The organism is Congregibacter sp., from assembly GCF_045107095.1.
In the GTDB taxonomy this organism is placed as follows: Bacteria; Pseudomonadota; Gammaproteobacteria; order Pseudomonadales; family Halieaceae; genus Congregibacter.
Genome location: NZ_JBGCFU010000018.1, coordinates 16,968 through 38,135, shown reverse-complemented (window position 1 = coordinate 38,135; position 21,168 = coordinate 16,968). Strand labels below are relative to the sequence as shown.

The following is a 21,168-nucleotide window of genomic DNA, read 5'->3' as shown; positions in this document are numbered from 1 at the left end:
TGATGTTTGATCGATTTGCACTGGCAATAGAGCGCGCTTGGTTTCAGCCCCCCAAACTACTGCTCCTCCTGTTACCGCTCGAATGGCTCTTTGCCGGTCTCACAGCCCTGCGCCGATCGGCTTATCGCAAGGGGTGGTTTGCAAGCGGGCACCCTGGGGTACCCGTCGTTGTTGTGGGTAACATCTCTGTTGGAGGCACGGGGAAGACTCCCGTGGTTATCGGGATTGTCCGGGCATTGGCAGATAGAGGTCTACGTGTTGCAGTGGTCAGTAGGGGTTATGGCGGGTCGGGAAGAGGGGTGATTCCTGTTAGCGCCGACAGTGATTATCGTGAGGTTGGGGACGAGGCCTTACTGATCGCGCAAAGCACGCCTGCAAGGGTAGTCGTGGCCAAGGATCGCTTTGCAGCAGCTAAGCATGCAGCCAAACAGGGTGTAGATGTCATTGTTTCAGACGATGGTCTTCAGCATTACGCATTGGATCGTGATGTTGAAGTAGTTACCAGTGATGCGAAAACGGGTTTTGGTAATGGTCACCTGCTACCCGTGGGGCCCCTTCGGGAGCCCAGGCGTCGTCTTGCGACCGTGGATTTCTTTTTGCTGCGAGGGGGCGAGGATCCGCACTCGGGGACCGCGTATAAGGCCTTACAGTTCAGGCGTCTTTCTGATGGGGAAACCCGGAGCACTAGTGCTCCGGGCTTTGGTCCGGATGTGCATGCAGTCGCCGCGATAGCGCAGCCCCAAAGATTTTTTAATAGCCTGCGAAACCTCGGGCTTACGCCGGTAGAGCACCGTTTTGTTGATCACCGGGAGTACCAGGTTGGCGACTTTGACGCATTAAGCGATTTGCCCATTGTTATGACGGCAAAGGATGCGGTGAAGTGTCCCGAGGAGCTTGAGGTGGATGCCTGGATTTTGGATATGGAGATTGAGTTTCCTGAGGGTTTTGTTGATCAGTTGGTGGATCGTTCAGGGTTGGCTGCAAAGAGCACAGGGCAGATAGGCGAGGATCGGAAATGAGTTTTGTCGTAGTGATACCGGCCCGTTATGCGTCCACCCGTTTGCCCGGTAAGCCGCTTTCAGACATTGCCGGAAAGACAATGGTCCAGCACGTGTGGGAGCGTGCCAGAACCTCTGCGGCCAGCCAGGTGGTTGTCGCAACCGATGATGAGCGGATCCAGGATGCGTGTTCAGCCTTTGGAGCACAGTGTTTAATGACGCGTACAGATCATGCCAGCGGCACTGATCGATTGGCAGAAGTCGCCGGCCAGCTGTCCCTTAGCGATGATCAGATAGTGGTGAATGTGCAGGGCGATGAGCCCTTGATTCCCTCTGCGACCATCGATCAGGTTGCGTCGAATCTAGCCAAGAACGCATCAGCGAGCATTGCAACGCTTTGCGAAGCTATCACCGATGTCGATGTGCTTTGCGATCCCAACGCCGTCAAAGTTGTCTTTGATGCAAATGGCCGAGGACTGTACTTCAGCCGTGCAACAATTCCCTGGCCGAGAGACTATCAGTGGGAGTCCGGCGTAATGCCTGAGGGTGAGTGGTTCAGGCATATCGGTCTGTATGGCTACAGGGCAGGCTTTTTGAAACGTTATACGCAGTGGGACCCGACCCCTATGGAGAAAAAGGAGTCTTTAGAACAGCTTCGGGCTCTTTACCACGGCGAGGAGATCCACGTGGAGGTCGCCTGCGCACCAGTCCCGGGTGGAATAGATACACCGGAAGATCTCGGTAGGGTTCGGGAGCACTTTGTGCGGCTGCAGGAATCTACGAAGACGAGTGGGTAATTTGCAGGATCAGGACTTGTCATCCAGGATTGCGAATACCCTCGCTTTACGCTGTGTGGCGCACAGACTTTTTGAAGTCTCGGGGGTGGAAGATGTGCGCCCGGCTATTGACTGGAGTCAGGCGTCAGGCCTGCCTTTATGCCCACTGGGTGCTGGTAGCAACGTAGTTCTTCCTCCGGAGCTAGCGGCTGGGGTTATCACGGTCCGTGATGACTCTGTCTCTGTGCTCAGCGAGACCGCGGACAGCGTTACGCTGCGTGTTGGAGCGGGGAAAGGCTGGCACTCTCTTGTTAGTGAGACCCTCCAAAATGGTTTCTATGGGCTCGAGAATCTCGCGCTCATACCGGGTCTCGTGGGCGCGGCTCCTGTACAAAACATCGGGGCCTACGGCCGTGAGCTCAACGAGTTCGTGGTGGCAGTGCATGGCGTGAGTCTGCATAGCGGTGAGCCGCGAAGCCTGAGCTCTGAAGAGTGCGAATTTGCTTATCGCGACAGCGTGTTCAAGCACGACCTTCGAGATAAATTCTTGATCAGCCACGTCGACTTTTGCCTTAGCAAAGTCCCGGTGGTGAACGTCGAGTATCCCGCTCTTCGCTCAAGTCTAGCTGACGGAGAGAACTCGCCGACTGCCGTTTTTGAGGCGGTGGTAGCACTGCGCAGAGAGCGTTTGCCGAATCCGGATGAGATTCCCAACGCCGGCAGCTTTTTTAAAAATCCGATCTTGTCCCGTAAGCAATTGGAAAAGCTTCAGTTTATCGAGCCAGAGGTTCCCGTCTATCCAGTTGCCGGCGAGCAGTTCAAAGTATCCGCCGCTTGGTTGATAGAAAGAGCAGGGCTGCCCGGCTTTTCTAAGGGACCGGCGTCGATCTCTGAGCAGCATGCCCTGGTGTTAGTCACAAATGGCAAGGCTTATCAGGCCGATGTTCGGGAGCTGGCCAAACATGTGCAGGGGGTTGTGAAAGGACGCTTTACGGTGATGCTCGAACCAGAGCCACGCTTCTATGACTGAACCAAAATCCATGACTGAACCAAAAGCTATCACTGAAGCAAAATCGAAATTGGTTTCCGATGCTCGGCCTGAGAAGGGCGACTTCGACTCCGAAGCGTTTCTTAAAACCCTGACGTCCCGCTGTGGCGTGTATCAGATGTACGACGCTGCGGGAGAGTTGCTGTATGTCGGTAAAGCCCGCAATCTTAAGAATCGGGTCAGCAGTTATTTCAGGAATAGCGGCCTCAACGCAAAGACCGTGGCATTGGTTATGCGTATTCGTGATATTCAGGTCACGGTGACGTCCACAGAAGCTGATGCGCTGCTTCTGGAACATAACCTCATAAAGACCCATAAGCCGCCTTACAATATTCTGCTCAGGGACGATAAATCCTATCCTTATATCTTTCTTTCCAGTGAGGACGAGTTTCCTCGTTTGACGGTGCATCGAGGTCGAAAGCGCAAAAAGGGTCGGTATTTTGGGCCGTATCCGAGCGCCGGTGCAGTGCGCCAGTCTATGCACTTTTTGCAGAAGGTTTTTAAAGTGCGGCAGTGCGAGGATAGCTATTTCCGCAATCGTTCAAGGCCCTGTTTGCAACATCAGATTGATCGATGCACAGCGCCTTGCGTTGACCTGGTTTCGCCCGAGGAGTATTCAGAGCAGGTTGAGAAAACCGAGCTTTTTCTTTTGGGGAAGTCACGGGAGTTGCAGGTTCGCCTTGCCGATGACATGGAGCAAGCGGCTGCGGAATTGGCCTATGAAAAGGCTGCGACTCTGCGGGATCAGATCCAACATTTGCAGCAAGTCCAGAATACCCAGGGCATAGAGGGCGGGCGCGGTGATCTCGACGTCGTTGCGGCGGCGATGGAGGGAGGACAGTGCTGCCTGCAAGTGCTCTTTGTACGTGACGCCAGGGTTTTAGGCAGTAAATCTTTCTATCCAAAACTACGATTGGAGAGTACCGAAGCTGAGGTTCTGGAGGCCTTTTTACCGCAGTTTTACCTCAATGGTGAACAGCGCGTGCCGCCGGAGTTGATCCTCAGCCACGTGCCCGATAACGCGGCTACTCTTGCGGAAGTTTTTAGTGATCGGGCAGGACGGAAGGTTGTAATGCGGGAGCGGGTTCGAGAAGCCAGGGCGCGCTGGCTACAGTTGGCTGCGCAAACAGCAGAGACCAACCTCATTGCCCATCTCACGGGAAAGCAAACCGTTCAGGAACGACTGCAAATGCTGCAGGAAACTCTGGAGATGGAAGTGCATCCTCAACGTATCGAGTGCTTCGATATTAGTCACAGCAGTGGAGAGGCTACCGTTGCATCCTGCGTTGTGTTCGATGGGAATGGTGCACGGAAGTCTGATTATCGGCGATTCAATATTGATGGGATTGAGGGCGGGGACGATTACGCCGCAATGCATCAGGCTCTAACACGGCGTTTTCGAAGATTAAGAGATGAGGGAGCGACGCTCCCGGATATTTTGCTTATTGATGGCGGCAAAGGGCAGGTGACTCAGGCGTTGGACGTACTCAAGGAGCTCCAAGTATCAGCTGTAGAAGTTGTAGGCGTGGCCAAAGGCACCACACGCAAGGCTGGTTTCGAGACCCTCATCCTTGGAGACAGTGGGCGGGAGCTGCAATTGGCGTCTGATAACCCCGCTCTTCATCTAATACAGCAGATACGAGATGAGGCTCACCGGTTTGCGATTACGGGACACCGCAATCGTAGAGACAAGCAGCGTAAGCAAAGCTCTTTGGAGTCCATCGCGGGGGTTGGCGCCAAGCGGAGAAGAGAGCTTTTGCGCCACTTTGGGAGTGCAGCTGCTGTGGAGAATGCAAGTGTCGAAGAGCTTCGAAAGATCTCGGGCATCAGTGCTAACATGGCGCAAACCATTTACGATCACCTACACGGTGTTGCCGACTAGTTTCTTGAGAATGAGTCGTTGTCTTTAAACATATGTCCCTAAAACTATGTCTCTAAACATACCCAATTCCTTAACATTGCTCAGAATCATGCTGATTCCGGTAATGGTCGGCGTGTTTTACATGCCTTTTGAGGGGCATCTTTTGGCCGCAGCGGCGATTTTTGCGGTTGCGGCGATCACAGATTGGTTTGATGGGTACCTGGCTCGGCGTTTGGGGCAGATGACCCCCTTTGGTGCTTTCCTTGATCCCGTAGCTGACAAGCTAATGGTCGCGGTCGCTCTTGTACTGTTGGTAGAGCGGCACAACGACTTGCTGTTCACCCTGGCCGCTTGCGTGATAATTGGCCGGGAGATCGTCGTGTCAGCTCTTAGAGAGTGGATGGCTGAGCTGGGTAAACGGACGTCGGTGGCGGTATCGATGATCGGGAAGGTGAAAACCGGATTCCAGATGGTGTCTATTGTGGTCTTGCTCGCTGTGGATGCACAGAGGGACGGCAGCGAGATACTCGCTCTAGGCGTACTGCTTTTGTACATTGCCGCGGCATTGACGATTTGGTCCATGTGGCAGTACCTCCGTGCGGCACAGCATGTGTTAGCCGAAGAATCTGCTGAGTGAGTGACTCAGCCGCGCTTACTGCTTGACTAGCTTTGATCAAACCCTACAATACGCGTCCCGCAGGAGCTGCGGGAATCTTAGCGGGAATAGCTCAGTTGGTAGAGCGCAACCTTGCCAAGGTTGAGGTCGCCGGTTCAAACCGGTTTCCCGCTCCAGATTTTAGGCTCGGTGGCAGAGTGGTTATGCAGCGGATTGCAAATCCGTCAACGCCGGTTCGATTCCGACCCGAGCCTCCATTTTTACAGTCACGCGACATTGCTATGTCCCCTGGCGATGTGATTTAGCGAAGTGCAGACGCAAGACTACGCAGTTTTGAGTGAAGCGTTAAACGCAGTGAGCCGAGGGCAAGATTGCTGGCTGGCGACTGTTGTCGCTGTGCATGGCTCGTCACCAAGGCCCGCAGGCTCCTTAGCCCTTTTTCTTCCGCCCACGTCTCAGGTCGGCTCCCTCTCGGGCGGCTGCGTCGAAGACGAGCTCCAGGCAAGTATTGTCCGCGGCGAATTCGCTACTGATGTACCCCACGTCCTCGAATATGGTGTTTCAGCTGAAGAAAATGCTCGCTTGGGTTTGCCCTGTGGTGGGCACCTTACCGTGTTCCTTCAGTGTTTGATTGCGTCGAGAGACCTTCATTGGCTGCAGTCAGTGAAAGACACCATCGAGACTCGGCAGGTTGTCACGCGATCAGTTAATCGACAGCAGGGTTACACCACTGTCAGTGTCGCTGAAAGATTTTGCGAGCTGGCCTTTAGCGACGAAACACTGCTCCAGAGTTTTGGCCCGCGACAGCGAATGTTGCTTGTAGGGGCGGGGCAACTGGCCGCCAGTGTCGCTGAACTAGCTTTGGGTCTGGATTACGATGTGCTGGTTTGCGATCCCCGAGAGGAAGCCCGAGCCGACTGGCGTGGGCCTCCGGTAAGTCTCCTGCCAGCGATGCCCGATGATGCCGTTCGGGCACATGCTGATGACCCTCAATCCGTGGTCATAACGTTAACTCACGACCCCCGCATAGACGATATGGCGCTCATGGAGGCATTGGAATCAAAGGCCTGGTACGTCGGTGCACTGGGCTCAATGCGAACAACGGCGCAGCGTAAGGAGCGATTGATGACCCTGGGAGTCGCGACGGAAGCTATCGACAGACTACATGCGCCTGTGGGCCTGGATATCGGCAGCAAAACGCCGCCCGAGATCGCAGTATCCATTATTGCGGAGCTGGTTCGCTTACGCCGACGCGGTGTTTGAAAGCCTTATATGCTCATAGGCGTCCAGCGCTGCCTGACGGGCTTCGCGATGATCCACTATGGGCTCGGGGTAAGTCTGGCCTAGCTCTAGCCCAGCCTCTTCAAGGACCGTTGCCGGAGCTTCCCAAGGCTTGTGCAGATATTTGTTTGGCAGTTTCGCGACCTCTGGTACCCAGCGGCGAACATACTCTCCCTTCTTATCGAACTTCTCACCTTGAGTCACTGGATTGAATATTCGGAAGTAGGGCGCGGCATCTGCGCCGCTGCCTGCAACCCATTGCCAGCTACATCCGTTACTGGCTAAGTCCGCATCGACCAGGGTGTCCCAGAACCAGTCTTCACCTGAACGCCAGTGCTGCAATAAGTGTTTACATAGAAAAGATGCCACGACCATGCGCACGCGGTTGTGCATAGTGCCTGTCGCCCAGAGTTCTCGCATACCCGCGTCGACAATAGGGTAGCCGGTGTTCCCCTCTTGCCAACAGCGTAGACGTTCCTCATTCGCTTGCCAGGGGAACTCGGTGAAATTCTCTTTGAAGGAGGATTCGGGTATGCCGGGAAAGAAGTGCAGTAGATGATAGGAAAACTCGCGCCAGCCTATTTCAGCTTGAAACTTTTTGACCGCGGTCTCGCTATGGGGGCTCTCCAGCTTTTTTTGCTCGCACATAGCCCAAATTTGTCGAGGGGAAATTTCCCCGTGGTGTAAATGCGGAGACAGACGCGAAGTAGCCTCCACAGCGGGGAAGTCCCGCTCCTCAGCGTAGCGAGCGACTACGTCATCGAGGAACTCGTGAAGACGCCCTTGGGCGCCATTCTCGCCAGGGTGCCAATAATCATTCCACGACTCTGCCCAGTTCGGCGCTGTGGGGAGTAATGTCCAATCATCCAAATCATCGCTCTGGACCGGATCCGCCCAATGTTTTGCTGCTGATGTTACCGGGGGTGCCATCTCTATCCGCTGGCATGCGCGCCAAAACGGCGTGAATACTTTGAATGGACCTCCACCTTGGGTCATCACCTGACCGGGCTCATGGAGGAGGGTCCCACCAAAGCGTTTGAAGACTATGTCTTGGCGGTCGAGCGTCTGGTGGAGCATCTTCTCCTGCGCACTTGCCCAGGGTTCATAGCGACGGCTGCAGTAAACTGCTTTGGCACCCGATGCTTCACAGACCTCTTGAAGGATGGTGGACGGCTCACCCCGACGTAGTATCAACTGGCCTCCTGCGGTCGCTAAATCTTTGCCTAGCGCACTTAAGCTGTGATGTAGCCACCAGCGACTAGCACCACCCATCCGCCATTCATTCGGTGTCTCGTCGTCAAGAATGTACAGCGGCAGCACACGAGTACCTTCGCGAGCCGCTGCCTCCAGGGCAGGGTGATCGTTGAGCCGAAGATCTTGCCTGAACCAAAGAATGATCGTATCCGTCATGCCGCCGTGTTTCCTGTATGCGTTTGTTTGGTGCTCTTTTTTCGTATCGCCGCGAGTAGGGTCTCAAGGCCGGTGTCTGCGTCAACCTGCCACTTCTTCGCCATATCGTCTGCTCTTGTCTTACCGGGGTTTATTAAAAATATCGGTTTGTTTGCCGCGGCAGCCCACTTGCAGAAACGATAACCTGAGTAAACCTGCAGTGAACTGCCTATAACCAGTAGACTGTTAGAGCGCCCAAGCGCCAGTTTGCTCTCGGCCACTCGCTCGGAAGGAATGCTGCCTCCGAAAAAAACCACGTCGGGCATCAGAGTGCCTTCACACTCCCGGCATTTGGGCACTTTGATGCTTTCTACGGTTTGATCTGGCATATCGGCATCGCCGTCGGGCCGTGCCGCGACAGTAGAGTGGTTTATTCCGGGATTGAGGCGTTCCAAATCTTTCTGGAGAAGGTCTCTACTGAAAAATGTTTTGCAGCTCAGACAAACGACGCGATCAAGGCGGCCGTGGAGATCTGTGACCCTAGTGCTCCCCGCGCGCTGGTGCAGTCTGTCCACATTCTGGGTGACGATATGAGAGAGGAAGCTCTTGTGCTCTAACTGGGCAAGCAAGCGATGGCCCGCTGCAGGTTTAGCATCACGTACCGCGGGCCATCCCAATAGGGATCTACCCCAATACCTCTGCTGTTGCCTAAAATCTCCCATGAACTGCTGATGAGTGATAGGGTCGCTGCGCAGCCACTTCCCAGTTTCATCGCGATACGTAGGGATTCCTGTGGAGACACTGATCCCGGCACCGGTAACAACGAGCGCTGGGGTTGCTTCAGTGAGCTCGGCAATGAAATCCTGGGCAAGGTTTGTGGCAGTGATGTCCATGACTACATCATACGTTGTGGCTTGCTCCCGTGGATTGACTGTCCGGTTTTTGATCTGAATTCGCATGGCGCAAGTACCTATCATGTATTTTTTGGAGATCGCTAAATGAGAATTCTGGTTACCGGCGGGACAGGATTTATAGGTGAAGCACTGATTCCGGCGCTTCTCGACAAAGGACATTCCGTCACCGTTCTCAGCCGCCAAGCTTCGCCCTCAACTATTGCGGGCGTAACCTACATTCAACAGCTTGAGGAGATCACAGAGTCAATTGATGTTGTCATTAATCTCGCGGGCGCATCGCTGGCAGGCAAGCGGTGGAACACGGCGTACAAAGACGAGATTATTTCCAGCCGAGTTGCGTTGACCCGCTCACTGGGGGAGTACTTTTCCGCTGCAGAGCAACGACCATCAATTTGGTTGAATGCCAGCGCTATTGGCTACTACGGCCCGAGGGAAGACGAAGAGTTAAGCGAAGATTCAAGTTCAGGCCACGGCTTCTCCGCGAAACTCTGCCGCGATTGGGAGGCATCCGCCGTCGAGGCTGCGGGGGATGCTCGAGTCTGTCTTCTGCGTTTGGGGGTTGTACTGGACGAGGGTGGCGGGGCCTACGCTCAAATGGCACAGCCCTTCAAAATGGGGGTAGCAAACTGGCTTGGTGACGGTAAGCAGTGGTTGAGTTGGGTCCATCGAGACGATGTGGTGAGCGCTTTTTGCTTTGCGCTGGAAAACGACCAGCTTGACGGTCCGGTCAATGTCACAGCGCCTGAGCCGGTAAGCAGCCGTGGATTCTGTTTTGCAATGCGCAAAGTGCATCGCACCCTCGTCGCTATCCCGATGCCCGGTTTCGTAATGCGAGCGATGGTGGGTGAAATGGCCGATGAGCTGCTGCTTACAGGACAGCGAGTATTACCTGCTGCGCTAATGTCTGTGGGTTTTTCCTTCTCCTGTCCGAGTATTGATGACGCTCTCCTGCAAATCGAAGGCGAGCGCTAACTACAATCGACACCTGTTTTTGCAGGTGCCGGTAGCTCAGTCAGCGGCGTCGATGTAATCCGAAAATGCTGCGCGGATACGCTCGTTAGCGCTCAGTTTAGTCAAGGCTGCTCGCTCTAGTTGCCGTACCCACTCTCTGCTCACAGACATGCGATCTGCAATTTCTGCTCGCGACAATGGCGGGCCGTCGTGTAAACCCCAGCGGGCTATGACAACCTCACGCTCAGCTTTATCCAGGCTTTCCATTTCCAGTAGCAGCCGGTCGTGCAGGGACTCAGTTTCGGCTTCCGACTCTGATGCTCCAAAGGGTCCACCGCTCATGGTATCCAGTAGCGTGCCCTCGTCGTCGTCGTACTGCGGAGCGTCCAGGGATACCCCGAGATTACGCAGCTGCAACAGGTCACGGGTTTTCTCGAGACTCAAGCCTGCCGCTTCAGCAAGGGCCGCGTCGCCGGGCTCTTCGCCGGTGCGCTGCTTCTCGGTGACACGCAAACGGTAAAGCTTGTTTACCTGCTCTTGGACATGGGTAGGGTAGCGAATGAGCCCGCCGGTATCTCCGACGTGTCTTCGAATTGCCTGTGTTATCCAGTTAAAGCAGTAGGTGCTAAAGCGAAAGCCCTTACTATGATCGTATTTCTCAGCGGCGCGGATCAGACCGAGGGTCCCTTCCTGAATCAAATCAAGATAGTTGACGCCCTTGCCGCGATAGCGTCCGGCGATTGAGTACACCAGTCTGAGGTTGTGCATAGTCAGTGTGTCTCGAGCGTCAGAGTAACTCTCCAGATGAGCGATCATCTGCTCACGCACTGAGGCGTCTAACCGCTGTTTTGGGCGCTTTTCCGTGTGGGTCCAATACGTTGCCCATTGTTGTAGCGCATCAGCAACGCTGTCCTGAAGTTTCACACCATCGAGCCTGAGCACAACAACGGCGAGCCCCACCGCGAGGCTTGCCGGAAGTTCCAGGTCGCCCATGCGCTGGTCAAGGGTGCGTGGAGTCCTTTTTTTCTGTAACGCAGTATGGAGAGCCTCCATACGATCGGCCTGCTTGCCATCTGCCATGTAGCTCGACAGCTCCCTACGCAGAATGAAGTGGTGCTCCCGGTTCGTGAAGTATGCAATGTCCAGAGGGGTCAGCGCTGTGTTGCTACTCCACGCCCGAAGGTAATGAAGTGCTACGTCATCTCGCGTGAGAAGCTTTCTGAGTTCTCGGACGGCTAACCATTTAGAACCATCTATGGACTGCTCCTGCTGACTGGTAAGAAGTGGATAGCGGCGTGCCTCCGCGAACAGGCGCTCCAGATCACGGTCTTCGGTTTCTACTGCTAGCGATTCCAACTCGTCTGCCTCGATAACTTGATGTCTAGGTATACGAGGGTTTGTCGTGAATTGGATACCGCTAAATGCGAATTGTCCGGGTATGTTTTCGACAAAACATGAACAACCAGGAGGTATGGGTAGATCTAGTACATCTTTTGTCGCGTAACTACCACGACACCATATGAGAGCTCACCATGAACGCAGCGATATTTGAACCTCGTCCGCTTTACGGCATTGGTACCGTAGCCCGCTTAACCGGGCTGAAGCCAGACACCCTCAGGGTCTGGGAGCGGCGCTATGGTCTAGGGGCCAGTCACAAGTCGGCTACGGGTCGCAGGCAGTACACTCAGTCAGATCTGGAGCACCTACAGCTTGTAGCGTCTTTGGTTAATGACGGGGCACGTATCGGTGAGATAGCGAAGTCCGAGCGTAAAACCCTGGAGATGCTTCTCAAGCAGCGCGGTGTTCGTGGGCGCGGTGCGGATGCAGCGGTAAAGCCCCGGGCGGTTTTTCTCGGAGTGGCCCTGTGTGATTGGTTGGATAAGCATCAGGGCTGTGTAAGCAACGTCAACGCTCACCTTGCCAGGACCGAGCTCGCCGACATCAATGAAGACGCGTTCGATGCCATAGAAGAAAACGACGTTCTGGTTGTGGAGTGTGGCTCTTTGGGCAGTGCTCAGGTCGCGAAGCTCCAAAGTTTTCAGCGTGCCGGAGTGGCGTCGAGGATTATCGTTGCCTACCGCTTCGGTAATGAGCATTGGCTCGAGGAACTCGACAAGTCCGATATAGCCGTTATGGAGTTTCCGCCAGATTCCGGAAAGCTGGCTTTTGAGATCGCTCGTGGTGTTGCGGAGTCATCGATACACACCGGTGAGACAAACCTCGGCGAATTGATGCCCGGTAAAGCGCGGCAGTTTCAGTCGGCGGAATTAGCCGCAGCGGCGAATCTCAAAAGTACCCTTGATTGCGAGTGTCCGAAGCATATCTCTGACTTGATTACGGCGCTTGCCAACTTCGAAGAGTATTCAGCGTCCTGTTCGATAGATAACTGGCACGATGCCGCCGTGCACTCATGCATCTACGCATACACGGGCCAAGCAAGGCATCTTATGGAAAAAGCCTTGCAAGCTGTACTGGAGGAACGCGGTGCCGAGTTTCAAGCCGAACTCAATCGACAGTCTCTTGCTTCAGGAGAGCTGCGCAATGCCAGCTGATTCTAATCGTTTACCCTGTCGTGGTTGCACAACCAGTTGCGCCAATTACAGCAGATGCGAGGGTAAGCCTTGGCTCCTTCGCGATCAGTCATTGTCCTCACTGGTGAGGGAAGGTCTTATCGCCTCGGGCAGTAAGCCGATAAAGGTTGGGGAGTCCTTAGCGGTATAGGCCCACAGCAGGACGGGTGCGAGGGGTGGAACCATCAGCGTTGAGAACTGGTAGGCCAGGGCGATGATGTCCGTGGGCGGTACCGCCTCGCTCTCCATGAACGCTGCGCCCAATCCCAGCATGAGGTCTTTCAGTGCGGTGCTGATAAGGCCCAGTGCAAGCAGTATCCACAAGCCTAAAAGGCACCAGGCGAACTTCTCCCAGCTCGCACGCATAGGCGTGGCTAGATGCAGCGCGGTGAAGAAGGGTATTGAGTAAGAAAGTGTCCGTGTATTAATCGTATAACCAAGCTGATTGCCGGCTTGCTCGGCTGCCATGATGCGGCCACCGTCTTCGCCGTAGTTGGACATGATCAGCAAGTCGGTGCCTTGGAGCCCGACGCTTGCCACGGTGTCCCCCAGCCAGGCAATCAGGACGGGTTCGACCAAAACAACAGCGGGCGCCGCTATAAAATTTCCGAGAAAGTACCAGACCAAAAAGCAGGCGGGTAGCAGCGCAAAAACTATCAGCGTGAAGCGCAGCAGGGGACGATGCTCGAGATAGGCAATCATGCGCTTGCGGCAGTGTTCTGCGATAGGTATCGCAGATACAGCATGAATACTACGAGTACGTCCAGCATGATAAGTACCGGCCAGAGGTAGAGGTGCGTCCAGGTGAATACGTCTAAATTCCATTGCCCCAGGTAGAACAGACTGATGATGCGCGCAATGTTCATTACCTGAATGGCTAGGAAGCCCAAAGAAATGGCTGCCAGCTTTCGTTTTACGCTCGCAGGAAACGCTAAAACGCCAGCAATGAGCACGATGGCCGCTTCTACACCGTTACAACCGGCTTCAATAGATACCGCAAAACCCGTTTGCGTATGACTGATTATTCGGCCGCTTGCTCGCACGTGCTCGTCAAAGGGGATTATGATCGCTGCACTTACGTCCGCTAACCATCCCGTAAAAGGCTGGATTACCGCTGCTTGAACCGGCTCTAACAGCTCTAGCGTGAATAGCCCTAAGAGCAGAGCGGTGAACAGAAAGACAAATTTACGCACGGTACTAGCTGGCTACGGATGTCATAGAGGGCTCCTTGCTTAGCGCAGGGATTGCACAAAAATCAGCAGAATTATCGAAGGGCATACTAAGCGGAGATGCCAGGGCCATATCTTCCAAAACCAGCCGTCGGCTATTTCTGGGGCGCCTTTCTTAAGTTCCGTGAGCACCGCATCGCGATGCCATATCCAACCAACATATATACAAAATACAAAGCCCAGAAGAGGTTGGCTGTATCGTGTAGTAAACGCGATCACGAGACCGAACAAGGAGCCAAAGTTGAGGAGGATGATCAGGCTCACGATAGCGATAATCGTGCCGATCACCCAAACCGCCTTTAGCCGATCTACGCCGTGATTCTCTATGGTGTAAGCCACGGGTACTTCTAGCATCGATATGGACGAGGTTAGCGCTGCGATGCTCATAAGAAAGAAAAACGTCAGTGATACAACACCTCCAGCCAATCCCATGTTTGAGAAGAGCTCGGGGAGTACCGTAAAAATCAGAGTGTCTTCGGAAAGGAGGGTGCCGTTCTCGGCAAAAATTTCCACCCCATTATTGAGTGCAACGTACATGGCCGGGAGTACGAGAAAACCCGCAAGTACTGCAATTCCAATGTCCACCGCGGTCACCAAGCCACCTGCGACGGGTAAGTTCTCTTTGTCACTGATGTAAGAGCCGTAGATCAGCATTGTCCCAACGCCCAGTGACAATGAGAAAAAAGCGGAGCCCAGAGCTTTGATAATTAACTGGGGCGATAAGGCGCTTTCAAAGTCGGGCATCAGGTAGACGCGAAGGCCTTCGCTAGCTCCATCCAGGGTTAGGACATAGGCGACCAAGGCGAACAGTGTGAGTAGGAGTAAAGGCATTAGCCGACTAGACCATCGCTCAATGCCGTTGCGTACGCCGGCTGAAATGATCGATATGGTAAGTCCCATAAAAAGAGCCATGAAAACCACGTTACGCGATAGGGAAAACCCTACCAGCCATTGCGCGATCGCATCTGCGCCGAAAAGTGATGCAAGGGAAGAAAGGCAGTGCGCAATCATCCAACCGGCGACGATGGCGTAGAAGCTCAAGATTAAACTCGCAACAATGAAGCCCACTATGCCAGCGGTGGCACCGAGGTTTCTCAGCACGGGTTTTTCGCTGGTACCCTTAAGTGCAGTAACCGCATTGGCGTGAGCGTGCCTGCCCAGAACCAACTCCGCCATGAGTGCTGGGTAAGCGAGAACGAAAGCGAGAATTAGATAAACGATGAGAAAGGCAGCGCCGCCATTGCTGGCCGCTTGGGTCGGAAACCCCCAAATGTTTCCTAGTCCCACCGCGCTGCCAGCGGCCGCCATAATAAAACCAAAACGTGAAGAAAATTCGCCCCGAGCTTGCGCCATTTTTGTATTTAATCCCTAGCTTGGAGGCCGCGAGTGTAGCATGTCGTCGATCCCCCGTGAGGCTCAGGAAGCCTTGGTTTCACAGGGTCTGTTTTGATCATCGGGGCCGTCAAGGCCAAAGATTTTGAGAGTCAGACTTGGCAATAACAGTAAGGCCTGAGCAGACAAGTCAGCACCGGCTTGCAGGGCCGAGGCACTGACTTTCGGGTCCTTCAAATCACCAACGATCCGGATAGCGCTGGGGAACTGGATCGCACGGGACTTGGAGCGAGGCTCGATGCGAACGTCGATCTTGCTCCTGGGTAAGTCTATGGAAGCTTTCCCCGTGGCTAGCATACGCGGGGTTTCGATGTAGATGCTGTCACTTCGTGCTACGCCCTCAGCGATGTCGAATTGCGCCATCGTGCAGTCAAAGGTCGTGGTTTTTTCGCCGGCTCCCTTAACTAGCCACGCTAGAAGATTACTCATTAGCAAGTCGTAGGCAGCGCCGCTCACTGTGACATCGCTGAGCGCGGTAGATAGACGCCCCTGGAGATTGCCTTCCCAATCTTTTTGAGCGACCCCTCTCGTTACCAGGCCGCCCTGAAAGCTAAAGGCACCACTGACGTTTTGCTGGAGTCCCAGATCCTCGGTAACAGCGCCTAGAGGCACTCTGATTCCGCGGCCTGCCAGACTGACTGCTAGTGGATCGATTGTGCTATCGATATTGCCCCTTAAAATCAGTTCGCCACCTGCGTAGCGTGCATCGAATTCCCGGAGGGTTAAACGCCCCGCGCCGGTGTCTATCGCAACGCTAAGATCCTCGAGCTGGGTCAAAGGGCCGGTTACCTTGCGGCTGCGAAGGGTCGTTGAGGTAGGGAACTCTGGCAGGACATCATTGAGGCCCTTAAGACTCAATGAGCTTTTGACAGCAGCGGGGTCTGCTTCGGTGCTTTGGGATGCAAAGTCGTCGAGGTGCAAGTTAGGGGTGTATAAATCTACTGACAATCGGTCGAGGGTGAGTCGGTCGATGTCGCCGGTGACAACGCTCTGGATTTGGGTGTCTCCTATAAGCACATCGGACAGAGCTGTAAGGTAGGTTGGGCGGAGGCGCACAGTGGTTTCGAATTTTTTAGGGGCGCCCATCGGTAGCGATAGCGCGGCCCATGCGTTCTCGGTCGTGTCGATCAGGTTCAATTGCAAGTCGGCGGTGATTTCTTTTTCAAAGATCGCCCCTTGGCCACTGAGCTCAATGATGAGGCCTCGTAACGCTTGGACCCTAGCTTCGACTTCTCGAAGGCGGAGCGTATCGCCCCCACGCAGGAGGAGCGCACTCCCATCAACTGCTCCAATTTCGATAGGGGGCGCTATGCTCAAAAGATCCAACAGTGGAGAGGGGGAGACATTGTCTAGTTCCAGCTCGAGAGCAACTCCTCGAGCTTGAAGTACGTCAGCTACGGCGCCTCGAGCGTGAACTTGCTCGGCTTGCTCGCTATGGCTAATGCGTAAATCAAGCTGTGGTGCTGAGAGAACGTTCTGGTGCCATAAGAGCTTCGCCGTGCTCTCAAGGTCGTAGATGGGATGAGTACCCCGGAGACCTTCAAGATCTATCCGAAGTTCTTGCATATTCCCGCGCGCCTTTCCTTGAAAGGAGGCACTGGTTTCGTTCAATCTAGCCCCATGGACGGCATCTTTTGATGCAGCGCCAGCTACCAGAAGAAGTTCCCCCAGGTTTCCGACAGTGCCTTCTATGGTTGCGCTGGCTGTTTCGGTGTTAAGTATGCTATCGAGCTCATTCAGCCGAAGTGCCTTGCTTTGAGTTACGAGGCTTATACGGGTATCGCCTACGCCATAGAGTACGAGTGCAGCCCGTTGGATAAGCGGTTCATCAAGGGTCCCTTGAACGGCGATTTCTATTTCACTGCGCTGCAACAGCGCTGAGAACGCTCCAGAATGAGGTAGCAGTTCGTTTATCTCTTTCGCTGAGCCCTGTGCGTTGATGTCCAAAGACGCATGCTCGCTTCCATTTTGAGTGATCTGGCCTTCGGCAGAGAACATGTAGACGTCTCCTTCGCTAAGGCCAATCTCATCTAGCGTCAGCGTGTAGCCCTTCAGGCCTCCTTCGAGTATTCCCTCTACCGTGAGGTTGCCTGCGAAGGGATAGGCATCACCATCCAGAGCACGAAGAAAGTCGCTCACCCGTTCATACCGTCCATTCACGGCTAGTTCGTAGCTCAGTTCCGTATCGATGGCATCAACATAACCGGTGGCCTGCAGACGTGAATCTTCTTCAAGACCTGTAAAAACCGAGTCGACCTCGAGTCTGTGGTGACCTTCACGGCTTACCCAGTTTGCCTCAGCGGCAAGTTCTACCTTGCGTTCGGCAACATCCAGTCCGGCTGTAATATCCATGCTGCCAGCCTCATTTCGATCGGCATGCACATCGTAGAGGGGAAAAATCCAGAGGCTCTCGTTTCGCGATATGAGATGCACAGACTGCAGGTCGATCCTGTTGGGCAGGCGTGAGAGCGGGGCGAGGAGCGCCTCTATATCAATCGGCTCTTTACTGTCTTCGTTGTCCAGGTAGTAAGTAACATTTTTCGCCTCAAAGTATCCGCCACTGATGTTTCCAGAAAACAACTCCTGCAAGGGCATCGCAAACTCGACTGCCTGTAGTGACACCACTGGTGGTCTCGATGGGTCGTCGTAGTTGAGTAGAAGAAGCTCTGTTTGAAACTCGAAAGGCGACCACTGTAGTTTGGGGTTGCCGAAATTGAGCTTGTAGGGTGTGAAACTGGCGGTAGCGCTTTGAAGGGCACGGATAGCGAGATCGGGAGATACCCAAAAAACTGCCGCAGCCATTGCGAGAGTGACGATCAAGGTAAGCGTCAAGGTCAGTAGAATGCGTAGGGGAGTCAGAGCCATCGGGTCATGTAAGGCTGCTAGGAAAGTAGGCAGTCTAGCATTGGGTAGAAAATATTAGGCTCCAGACTGGCATCAATGCAGGGTCAGCGTGCTAAAATCCTGCGCCTCGCGATCCGCACTGCCCGGGTGGTGAAATTGGTAGACACAGGAGACTTAAAATCTCCCGACTATTGCAGTCGTGCCGGTTCGATTCCGGCCTCGGGCACCAATATATCTCCCAGCGCTTAATGCAGTTGAGAGTCTTTCAACAAAACAATTTGTTTTTATCTGGCTTATGGGTCTCGTGGCGTCATCAGTTTTCTGCGGCCGGCCTAGCCCTTGGCGCAGTAGCGGTGTTTGGCGGAATTCTCTTCTTATCAGCGTACTTGTTCGTCGTTACAGGGCAGGCGCGTGGCGATGTCAACGAAGTGCTGTTAGGAAAGGCACGCCTCAAAACCTAGAGTCGCCGTTTATCGCTAATCGTTCCCTGTGGGGCTTCCGATCACAGCGCGGCGCTGGTTTTCCTGCGTAATGGTTTGGGCTTGCTCCTGGATGCGATCCTTCTCGGACTGTCGGATACATACTTTTCTGGCGATTCGCGTCCCCGATGGGATGTAGTTTTCGCAGATCAGCGGGTCGTCTTCATTCGCTTGGGCGACGGCATTGGTGGTGCCATTTGCAGTGCCAGCTGAGGAGCCTCCCGTAGAGGAGCAGGCGGAGAGTAGCGCTGTCACTGCGAGAGCAACTACGACGAGTACTTGTAGTTTCATGGAGTCGTTCCAGGCGTCGGGCTTGATATGAGTATTACGCAAGTTCACAGAAATGGCTAAGGGTTTGTTACCTCGGTCGATTGGTATGAATACAGCGGTCACTTTGAGCGTTGTACTCCACGGAACAAATAGCGCGCGTTGTTGGTCAGAGTTACGGTGAATTCCGCGTATTTTTCATTTGCAGAGGTCCGACAGGTTCCGAGTAGGAGGCGTCCGCCGCTGCTTGTTGCCGCGATCTTGTCGGTGCTTGCACACGCGCTTCTGTCCCTTTTTATCTTTGACCGTTGGGAAAGCTCGAATTTTTCCCCTAGGGAGCCGGAGCAAGCCCGGTCGTTGGAGGTGCTGGTGAGGACCGCCAAACCCCAACTGTTAGCTCCGCCCAAACCTAAAACAAGCACCGCCGCGATGGCCGAAGAAGTCGAGGGCTTGCAAGAGAAGTCTCCAGCAGTCGATAGTGCTGTCGTTACGAAGCCCCGTGAGTCGGTTGACGAATCATCCCTAAGCAGACCGACGTTCAACGATTTAGATCTGTCTCTAGCTGAGGTAGAGCCTAGCGCGACGGCCCCCTTACGATCACCGCGTTCCTCGACAGTTTTTGACCCGCAACTGCTCAGCACTCTCAACGTCTATGGTGAGCGTTCCGGCGCCTACTCGTCGCCGGTGCCGGTCGAAGAGGGGCCGCCCGGATCCTTCGTAGGTGGTCGTTGGCAATCCTTTTTGAAGATAGGGAAGCTGTGTTTTGAGGTGATAGAAGCAGATCCCTTTGACAGCCTCAGCACAGATCAATGGTTTCCTCGCGACTGCAGCTGACAGGCTGAGTGGCAGTCCTGCCAATCAGCTGCCTTTGGTGTAATGATTCGGGTGTCAAACACGCCGGAGCTTGCTATGTTTAGCACCGCCTTTAGCGAGTCAGCACGAAGCAGCTACAGAATAATCAGGAGAGTCAATGCAGGAAGCGCTTACCACGATGTTGCGGATGCAGGATCGCATGAATACTCGAGTTCACCCTCAGTGGGTTGCGCAGGATTTTGCCTGGCACCGGGCTATTTGGGTCGAGTGTGCTGAGTTGGTGGATCATCACGGTTACAAGTGGTGGAAGCATCAGGAGCCGGATATGGAGCAGGTTCAGCTCGAGGTGGTGGATATATGGCACTTCGGCATGTCGGCCTATTTTGAGGGGGATGCACCAATCGAGCAGCTTGCCCAGAGCATCATGGGAGTATGGCCGGACGCCCCTCAAGAGCTTGGGATTCTCGAGGCCTCAGAGGCACTAGCGGCTGTCGCGGCCGGTGAACAACGTTTTTGTGTCGTCTCTTTCGCCTCTTTACTGAGCGCCGTCGATTTGGACTTTGCGGGACTGTATCGCCATTACCTTGGTAAAAATGTACTCAACTTTTTCCGCCAGGATAATGGCTATAAAGAGGGGAGCTACCGAAAGCTTTGGTCAGGCCGAGAAGATAACGAGCATCTGATGGAACTTCTTATCGATATCGACACGGGCGCGTCCGATGCCGAAGAGCAACTCTACAGCGCGCTCTCCCAACGCTATGCAGAGACTGCATAAGCGGTGAGTAAGAGCGACGACAGTCGGCTCTCTACCTCGGCTCTGGCAAAACGCCTAAAGCTGCCCATTCAGCAATTGTTTGTCACCTTGAGGGACTATGAATGGATTCAGCGGCAGGGGAAAAGTTGGGCGCTCACGGCGAAAGGTGAACTGCAGGGCGGCGCTTATCAGGAGAGTCAGCGATTCGGGCGTTACATCGTCTGGCCGGAAACCCTCATGGAGCATCCGCTGGTTACGGCAATCGAGAGCAACCAGCGAATTATGCCCGGCGGGATGCAGAGGTACTATCCTCACCTGGGTGTGCGCCAAATAAATAGGAATTTCGCTGAGTTAGGGCTACTTAATCTGACCCGACGAGGGCTGGAACTTACGTCTCTCGGTGAGCGCTTCGGTGGAAGGCAGGAGCGCGATGAAGACAATGGTCTACTGTTAGTAAGCTGGCCTCACGAGATCGTAGACGACGCAGTGATTCATCGAGAGCTGAATCGCCTGGCCGGTAATGGCACTACCACTGATGATTCTGGTTCTGGCTCCGCGGTTATCGAAGCCGCCGAAGCGCCCGAACTGGACCATGTGGCGCCAGATCTTTTTTCCGAGGCTAACGAAGCGCATGCTGCGTCGGGCGCCGAACCGGACACGCAGCGCCATGCTCTTGATGGGCATACCGTAGATAGCTTGTTACAGCTCAGGGTTTGCGACTGGCTTTACACCGCGCAGTTTGCCCATGCTCGAAACAGGAGGCTGCCGGTCGAGGAGTCACTGACTGCGGATTTTTATGTGCCTGCACTGGGACTCTACATAGAATGTTGGGAGCGGGACGTTCCTACGAATACGCTGACACGCCGACTGCGCACGCGAGAGGTTTGCAGGGAGTTGGACCTCGCCTATCAGGAAGTCACCGCCGCCGATATCGATCGCGTTGATGAGCTGCTCACAAAGTGCGTGGCTGGGTTGTATTAGAGAGG

19 protein-coding genes and 3 tRNA genes are annotated in these 21,168 nt (G+C 54.4%); 14 read left to right on the top strand and 8 right to left on the bottom strand.

The genetic code is table 11. From position 1 onward, the window contains the following. The first annotated feature begins 2 nt into the window (after positions 1 to 2). The 8 genes from lpxK to AB8B76_RS03960 all read left to right on the top strand — a co-directional run bounded on the left by lpxK (position 3) and on the right by AB8B76_RS03960 (position 6,562). The gene (gene lpxK / locus AB8B76_RS03995; protein ID WP_405270496.1) at positions 3 to 1,019 is read left to right on the top strand and encodes a tetraacyldisaccharide 4'-kinase; all 1,017 of its coding nucleotides are present in this window, start codon (positions 3 to 5) and stop codon (positions 1,017 to 1,019) included. After that, on the top strand, positions 1,016 to 1,795 hold the full coding sequence (gene kdsB, locus AB8B76_RS03990; protein WP_405270495.1) for a 3-deoxy-manno-octulosonate cytidylyltransferase: 780 nt from the start codon (positions 1,016 to 1,018) through the stop codon (positions 1,793 to 1,795). Before lpxK ends, kdsB begins: the two co-directional genes overlap by 4 nt. After that, positions 1,788 to 2,804 (top strand): UDP-N-acetylmuramate dehydrogenase, encoded by a 1,017-nt coding sequence (murB, locus tag AB8B76_RS03985; RefSeq protein WP_405270493.1) that lies wholly within the window; start codon positions 1,788 to 1,790, stop codon positions 2,802 to 2,804. Before kdsB ends, murB begins: the two co-directional genes overlap by 8 nt. After that, on the top strand, positions 2,797 to 4,704 hold the full coding sequence (uvrC, locus tag AB8B76_RS03980; protein ID WP_405270491.1) for an excinuclease ABC subunit UvrC: 1,908 nt from the start codon (positions 2,797 to 2,799) through the stop codon (positions 4,702 to 4,704). Before murB ends, uvrC begins: the two co-directional genes overlap by 8 nt. 46 nt (positions 4,705 to 4,750) lie before the next feature. Next, positions 4,751 to 5,320 carry a CDP-diacylglycerol--glycerol-3-phosphate 3-phosphatidyltransferase gene (gene pgsA / locus AB8B76_RS03975; protein ID WP_405270489.1) on the top strand — a complete coding sequence of 190 codons (570 nt, stop codon included), beginning with the start codon at positions 4,751 to 4,753 and terminating at the stop codon, positions 5,318 to 5,320. Positions 5,321 to 5,400: 80 nt separating this feature from the next. Beyond that, a tRNA-Gly gene (locus AB8B76_RS03970) sits at positions 5,401 to 5,475 on the top strand. Positions 5,476 to 5,482: 7 nt separating this feature from the next. Then, positions 5,483 to 5,556: transfer RNA gene (locus AB8B76_RS03965), tRNA-Cys, on the top strand. A 76-nt stretch (positions 5,557 to 5,632) separates the two neighbouring features. After that, the gene (locus AB8B76_RS03960; RefSeq protein ID WP_405270487.1) at positions 5,633 to 6,562 is read left to right on the top strand and encodes an XdhC family protein; all 930 of its coding nucleotides are present in this window, start codon (positions 5,633 to 5,635) and stop codon (positions 6,560 to 6,562) included. Here AB8B76_RS03960 and AB8B76_RS03955 read toward each other — a convergent pair. Both AB8B76_RS03955 and AB8B76_RS03950 read right to left on the bottom strand, forming a co-directional pair. Beyond that, positions 6,542 to 7,990, bottom strand: a complete 1,449-nt coding sequence (locus AB8B76_RS03955; RefSeq protein ID WP_405270485.1) for a cryptochrome/photolyase family protein — start codon at positions 7,988 to 7,990, stop codon at positions 6,542 to 6,544. The two genes, AB8B76_RS03960 and AB8B76_RS03955, sit on opposite strands and share 21 nt — an antisense overlap. Next, on the bottom strand, positions 7,987 to 8,928 hold the full coding sequence (locus AB8B76_RS03950; protein ID WP_405270483.1) for an NAD-dependent protein deacetylase: 942 nt from the start codon (positions 8,926 to 8,928) through the stop codon (positions 7,987 to 7,989). Before AB8B76_RS03950 ends, AB8B76_RS03955 begins: the two co-directional genes overlap by 4 nt. Positions 8,929 to 8,967: 39 nt before the next feature. On the opposite strand from AB8B76_RS03950, the gene AB8B76_RS03945 reads away from it, so the two are divergent. Further along, positions 8,968 to 9,855 carry a TIGR01777 family oxidoreductase gene (locus AB8B76_RS03945; protein WP_405270481.1) on the top strand — a complete coding sequence of 296 codons (888 nt, stop codon included), beginning with the start codon at positions 8,968 to 8,970 and terminating at the stop codon, positions 9,853 to 9,855. Between the two features lie 36 nt (positions 9,856 to 9,891). Here the strand turns inward: AB8B76_RS03945 and AB8B76_RS03940 are convergent, their stop codons facing one another. After that, positions 9,892 to 11,190 (bottom strand): RNA polymerase sigma factor RpoD/SigA, encoded by a 1,299-nt coding sequence (locus AB8B76_RS03940; protein ID WP_405270479.1) that lies wholly within the window; start codon positions 11,188 to 11,190, stop codon positions 9,892 to 9,894. Between the two features lie 176 nt (positions 11,191 to 11,366). Here AB8B76_RS03940 and AB8B76_RS03935 point away from each other — a divergent pair, with 176 nt between their 5' ends. Beyond that, on the top strand, positions 11,367 to 12,386 hold the full coding sequence (locus AB8B76_RS03935) for a MerR family transcriptional regulator (RefSeq protein ID WP_405270477.1): 1,020 nt from the start codon (positions 11,367 to 11,369) through the stop codon (positions 12,384 to 12,386). An 84-nt stretch (positions 12,387 to 12,470) separates the two neighbouring features. On the opposite strand, the gene AB8B76_RS03930 is transcribed toward AB8B76_RS03935, so the two are convergent. The 4 genes from AB8B76_RS03930 to AB8B76_RS03915 form a co-directional block, all read right to left on the bottom strand. After that, positions 12,471 to 13,106 (bottom strand): exosortase H-associated membrane protein, encoded by a 636-nt coding sequence (locus AB8B76_RS03930; RefSeq protein WP_405270475.1) that lies wholly within the window; start codon positions 13,104 to 13,106, stop codon positions 12,471 to 12,473. After that, the gene (xrtH, locus tag AB8B76_RS03925; RefSeq protein ID WP_405270473.1) at positions 13,103 to 13,597 is read right to left on the bottom strand and encodes an exosortase H; all 495 of its coding nucleotides are present in this window, start codon (positions 13,595 to 13,597) and stop codon (positions 13,103 to 13,105) included. Before xrtH ends, AB8B76_RS03930 begins: the two co-directional genes overlap by 4 nt. 39 nt (positions 13,598 to 13,636) lie before the next feature. Then, positions 13,637 to 14,986 carry a sodium-dependent transporter gene (locus AB8B76_RS03920; RefSeq protein WP_405270471.1) on the bottom strand — a complete coding sequence of 450 codons (1,350 nt, stop codon included), beginning with the start codon at positions 14,984 to 14,986 and terminating at the stop codon, positions 13,637 to 13,639. A gap of 63 nt (positions 14,987 to 15,049) precedes the next feature. After that, positions 15,050 to 17,890, bottom strand: a complete 2,841-nt coding sequence (locus AB8B76_RS03915) for an AsmA family protein (protein ID WP_405270469.1) — start codon at positions 17,888 to 17,890, stop codon at positions 15,050 to 15,052. A gap of 120 nt (positions 17,891 to 18,010) precedes the next feature. Between AB8B76_RS03915 and AB8B76_RS03910 the strand changes: the two genes are divergently transcribed. Then, positions 18,011 to 18,098, top strand: a tRNA-Leu gene (locus AB8B76_RS03910). A 247-nt stretch (positions 18,099 to 18,345) separates the two neighbouring features. Here the strand turns inward: AB8B76_RS03910 and AB8B76_RS03905 are convergent. Beyond that, complete coding sequence (locus AB8B76_RS03905) at positions 18,346 to 18,639, bottom strand: hypothetical protein (protein WP_405270467.1); 294 nt, start codon at positions 18,637 to 18,639, stop codon at positions 18,346 to 18,348. 345 nt (positions 18,640 to 18,984) lie between these two features. Between AB8B76_RS03905 and AB8B76_RS03900 the strand changes: the two genes are divergently transcribed. The 3 genes from AB8B76_RS03900 (at position 18,985) to AB8B76_RS03890 (ending at position 21,163) form a co-directional block, all read left to right on the top strand. After that, positions 18,985 to 19,449: a hypothetical protein gene (locus AB8B76_RS03900; protein ID WP_405270465.1), complete on the top strand. Its 465-nt coding sequence runs from the start codon at positions 18,985 to 18,987 to the stop codon at positions 19,447 to 19,449. 136 nt (positions 19,450 to 19,585) lie between these two features. Then, a complete protein-coding gene (locus AB8B76_RS03895) occupies positions 19,586 to 20,203 on the top strand; it encodes a dUTP diphosphatase (RefSeq protein ID WP_405270463.1) in 618 nt (205 codons plus the stop codon). Between the two features lie 3 nt (positions 20,204 to 20,206). Beyond that, positions 20,207 to 21,163, top strand: coding sequence for a hypothetical protein (locus tag AB8B76_RS03890; RefSeq protein ID WP_405270461.1), 957 nt, complete (start codon positions 20,207 to 20,209; stop codon positions 21,161 to 21,163). The last annotated feature ends 5 nt before the right edge of the window (positions 21,164 to 21,168 follow it).

Bases quoted from the DNA above. Each gene is read 5' to 3' on its own strand.
- lpxK (WP_405270496.1), top strand. From the start codon at position 3: ATGTTTGATCGATTTGCACTGGCAATAGAGCGCGCTTGGTTTCAGCCC.
- kdsB (WP_405270495.1), top strand. From the start codon at position 1,016: ATGAGTTTTGTCGTAGTGATACCGGCCCGTTATGCGTCCACCCGTTTG.
- uvrC (WP_405270491.1), top strand. From the start codon at position 2,797: ATGACTGAACCAAAATCCATGACTGAACCAAAAGCTATCACTGAAGCA.
- pgsA (WP_405270489.1), top strand. From the start codon at position 4,751: ATGTCTCTAAACATACCCAATTCCTTAACATTGCTCAGAATCATGCTG.
- AB8B76_RS03955 (WP_405270485.1), bottom strand. From the start codon at position 7,990: ATGACGGATACGATCATTCTTTGGTTCAGGCAAGATCTTCGGCTCAAC.
- AB8B76_RS03950 (WP_405270483.1), bottom strand. From the start codon at position 8,928: ATGCGAATTCAGATCAAAAACCGGACAGTCAATCCACGGGAGCAAGCC.
- AB8B76_RS03945 (WP_405270481.1), top strand. From the start codon at position 8,968: ATGAGAATTCTGGTTACCGGCGGGACAGGATTTATAGGTGAAGCACTG.
- AB8B76_RS03935 (WP_405270477.1), top strand. From the start codon at position 11,367: ATGAACGCAGCGATATTTGAACCTCGTCCGCTTTACGGCATTGGTACC.
- AB8B76_RS03930 (WP_405270475.1), bottom strand. From the start codon at position 13,106: ATGATTGCCTATCTCGAGCATCGTCCCCTGCTGCGCTTCACGCTGATA.
- AB8B76_RS03920 (WP_405270471.1), bottom strand. From the start codon at position 14,986: ATGGCGCAAGCTCGGGGCGAATTTTCTTCACGTTTTGGTTTTATTATG.
- AB8B76_RS03915 (WP_405270469.1), bottom strand. From the start codon at position 17,890: ATGGCTCTGACTCCCCTACGCATTCTACTGACCTTGACGCTTACCTTG.
- AB8B76_RS03905 (WP_405270467.1), bottom strand. From the start codon at position 18,639: ATGAAACTACAAGTACTCGTCGTAGTTGCTCTCGCAGTGACAGCGCTA.
- AB8B76_RS03895 (WP_405270463.1), top strand. From the start codon at position 19,586: ATGCAGGAAGCGCTTACCACGATGTTGCGGATGCAGGATCGCATGAAT.